Here is a 3,051-nt window from a genome sequence, read left to right on the forward strand (position 1 = left end):
CCAGCCAAACAACACGGTCATCCCAACTGAACAACCCTGTCATTTCGACCGAACACCCCTGTCATCCCGACCGACACCTGTCATGCTGAGCACCCCAAGGGCATTTGCTTCGCGGCACGCAGCCGAAGCATCTCAGACCGACAAACGTAAACCGCTCAAACAGTGCAAACCCGCTTAAGACCCTTCGACTTCGCTCAGGGTGACAGTCCAGTCATCCCGACCGAACACCCTTGTCATCCCGACCGAACACCCTTGTCATCCCGACCGAAGCGGAGGGATCTCATTCGGGCTGGCACCGTCGGCGGGAGATCCTTCGGTTGTGCTCAGGATGACAACCCTCAAAAAACTTCGTGGTTTCGATCATTCTGTGTCTCTGTGGTTCAAAAAACCGATTTCCCCCAGGCCTGGTGATTTTGTGCGATGAATACAATTTATTTTGTGAATGGTTGTATAATCAAAGCCATACATGTATCTACAAGGAATGCGGAATGAAAAAACCCATTAATATTCGAATGGATTCAACCTTGCTGGCTGAGCTGGACGCTTATGCCGAAGAACTGGAAAGGTCTCGCACCTATTTGATCGAAAAGGCGGTGAGTGGATACTTTGATACACTGGATGAAGCCATTGCCGATAAACGGATTGATGCCTTAAAATCCGGTGCTTCAAGCGTGATTTCAATGGAAGAGGTCTTTAAAAAAGCAGGCCTGAATGTATAGTGTTGCGTTTGAAAAGCACGCTGAAAAAGAGTTTTTAAGGTTGGATAAAACCACACAAGAACGTATTGCGGCCAAAATCATGGATTTAAAAAATGGGCATTTTGCCAATGACAAGCCGCTCAAAGGAAAGCATCAAGGCAAATTCCGAAAACGCGCTGGTGATTATCGAATTGTCTATTGGCGCGAAAATAACCTATTGCTGATTACATTGATTCGAATCGCACATCGCAAAGAAGTGTATTAGCCTGTCATCCCAACCGAACAACACGGTCATCCCGACCGAAGCGGAGGGCTCTCATTCGGGCTGGCACCGTCGGTTGGCGACCTTTCGGCTGCGTGCCGCGAAGCAAATGCCCTTGGGGTACCCAAGATGACAATCCTGAAAAAACTTCTTGTCTTCGTGCCTTCGTGTCTTCGTGGTTCAAAAAACCGATTTCCCCCAGGCCTGGCGGAGAGCCTTGGCCTGAGGGCGGATGGCTTGGCGTTTTTCGTCCGGCATTTTGTCCCAGAAAGACTGGCTTTTTTGATTTTTAATGTGTTGCGTGTTGCGCTACAATGTTCAGGTGATTAAGTCTTTTAAGCATAAAGGGTTGGAGAGGTTCTTTGTATCGGGTAACCGAAAGGGGATTCAGCCGGAACACGCACGAAAATTACAGATGCGATTGGCGGCCATTCATTCGGCGACTGAGATTGAGGACATTGATTTACCCAGTTATCGTTTACATCCGCTTAAAGGTGATCGGGAAGGCATTTGGTCAATTGCGGTCAATGGTAATTGGCGTATCACTTTTGAGTTTGTTGATGGCAATGCTTATATTTTGAATTACGAGGATTATCACTAATGTTAATGTTTGCACCACCGCATCCCGGTGAGTTTATTGCAGAAACTTACTTGGAGCCTTTGAATCTAACGACTCGTGCTTTGGCTCGGCATTTGAATGTTTCTGCTTCTACGTTGAACCGAATTATTAAAGGGCAGAGCGGTATTTCACCGGAAATGGCATTACGCTTGTCTAAGGTATTAGGGCGAACACCTGAGAGTTGGTTGAATTTGCAAGATCAATACGATTTATGGGCTGCTCGCCAAAAAATGGATTTGGATAGTTTACGCCCGCTGCAAAGGTCGTTTGCTTAATCTACGTTACAACATCGTCATCCCGACTGAATCCGAGGGTTCTCATTCGGGCTGGCACCGTCGGTTGGAGATCCTTCGGTTGCGTGCCGCGAAGCAAATGCCCTTGGGGTGCTCAGGATGACAATTCTCAAAAAACTTCGTGGTTTCGATCACTCTGTGTCTCGGTGTCTCTGTGGTTCAAAAAACCGATTTTCCCCAGGCCTGGCGGAGAGCCTTGGCCTGATCGCGAATGGCTTGGCGTTTTTCGTCCGGCATTTTGTCCCAGTGGCGCACTTGCATGCCCAGTCTGGGGTGTTGCGACAGGGTGGGGTAATGACGGTCGATAAACGCCCAATAAAGCGTCGTAAACGGGCAGGCGGTTTCGCCGACGGCTTCTTTTGGGCGGAAAGGGCAGGCCTGGCAATAACCGGACATTTTATGGATGTACTGACCGCTGGCGATATAGGGTTTGCTGGCGGTGACGCCGCCATCGGCAAATTGGCTCATGCCCAATACATTCGGCAACTCGACCCATTCCACCGCATCGACATACATGGCCAAATACCATTGATGCACCGCTTGCGGGTGCGCTTGCCACAAGAGCGCAAACAGCCCGGTGACCATTAACCGCTGAATGTGATGGCCATAACCATAGCGCAATACCTGTTGCAAGCTGTCGCGCAAACAGGCCATGTCGGTGTCGCCAGTCCAGTAGAAATTCGGCAAAGCCTGTTGCGCGTCCAGCGCGTTCCACTCCGACCAATTCGGCTGATAAAACCAATACAAACCGCGCACGTATTCACGCCAACCGAGAAGCTGGCGCACAAAGCCTTCCACCGCTTCAATCGGCGCGGAACCTTGGTGATAGGCCTGTTCGGCGCGTTGAATTACCTCCAGCGGGTTCAGCAGTTTCAAATTCAACGCCGGCGACAAGGTGGCATGAAACAACCAGGCCTGGTTGGGCCACATGGCGTCTTGAAAACGACCAAAATTCGGCAACCGCTGTTGGATAAAGTCGTCCAACAATTCCAGCGCCTGTTCGCGTGTCACCGGCCAAGAAAATTCGTCCAACTCACCGGGATGATCGGCTGCGTTTTGTGCCACCCACGCCATGACCTCTTGGGTGATCGCATCCGGCGCAAAACGCAAGGGTTCGGGAATCGGCGGCGGCCCGGCTTTGCCGAAGGCTTGCCGATTCGCTTTGTCAAAATTCCATTG

At 50.5% G+C, this 3,051-nt stretch carries 5 protein-coding genes; 4 read left to right on the forward strand and 1 reads right to left on the reverse strand.

Translation table 11 applies throughout. The annotated features are described in order from the left end of the window. Positions 1-488 precede the first annotated feature (488 nt). From ACP5D0_RS10265 to ACP5D0_RS10280, 4 genes are all read left to right on the forward strand, one after another. Positions 489-719: a ribbon-helix-helix protein, CopG family gene (locus ACP5D0_RS10265; RefSeq protein ID WP_472365704.1), complete on the forward strand. Its 231-nt coding sequence runs from the start codon at positions 489-491 to the stop codon at positions 717-719. Then, positions 712-963, forward strand: a complete 252-nt coding sequence (locus ACP5D0_RS10270; RefSeq protein ID WP_472365705.1) for a type II toxin-antitoxin system RelE family toxin — start codon at positions 712-714, stop codon at positions 961-963. The genes ACP5D0_RS10265 and ACP5D0_RS10270 overlap by 8 nt, the downstream gene beginning before the upstream one ends. Before the next feature lie 301 nt (positions 964-1,264). Next, positions 1,265-1,561, forward strand: coding sequence for a type II toxin-antitoxin system RelE/ParE family toxin (locus ACP5D0_RS10275; protein WP_472365706.1), 297 nt, complete (start codon positions 1,265-1,267; stop codon positions 1,559-1,561). Beyond that, a complete protein-coding gene (locus ACP5D0_RS10280) occupies positions 1,561-1,854 on the forward strand; it encodes a HigA family addiction module antitoxin (RefSeq protein WP_472365707.1) in 294 nt (97 codons plus the stop codon). Before ACP5D0_RS10275 ends, ACP5D0_RS10280 begins: the two co-directional genes overlap by 1 nt. 177 nt (positions 1,855-2,031) lie before the next feature. On the opposite strand, the gene ACP5D0_RS10285 is transcribed toward ACP5D0_RS10280, so the two are convergent. Further along, positions 2,032-3,051: cryptochrome/photolyase family protein (locus tag ACP5D0_RS10285; RefSeq protein WP_472365708.1), on the reverse strand; the 1,020-nt coding region annotated here is incomplete at its 5' end.

The organism is Hydrogenovibrio sp., from assembly GCF_049975065.1.
Taxonomy (GTDB): domain Bacteria; phylum Pseudomonadota; class Gammaproteobacteria; order Thiomicrospirales; family Thiomicrospiraceae; genus Hydrogenovibrio.

Excerpts from the sequence above, each read along its gene's own strand:
- ACP5D0_RS10265 (WP_472365704.1), top strand. The coding sequence starts at position 489 with ATGAAAAAACCCATTAATATTCGAATGGATTCAACCTTGCTGGCTGAG.
- ACP5D0_RS10270 (WP_472365705.1), top strand. The coding sequence starts at position 712 with ATGTATAGTGTTGCGTTTGAAAAGCACGCTGAAAAAGAGTTTTTAAGG.
- ACP5D0_RS10280 (WP_472365707.1), top strand. The coding sequence starts at position 1,561 with ATGTTAATGTTTGCACCACCGCATCCCGGTGAGTTTATTGCAGAAACT.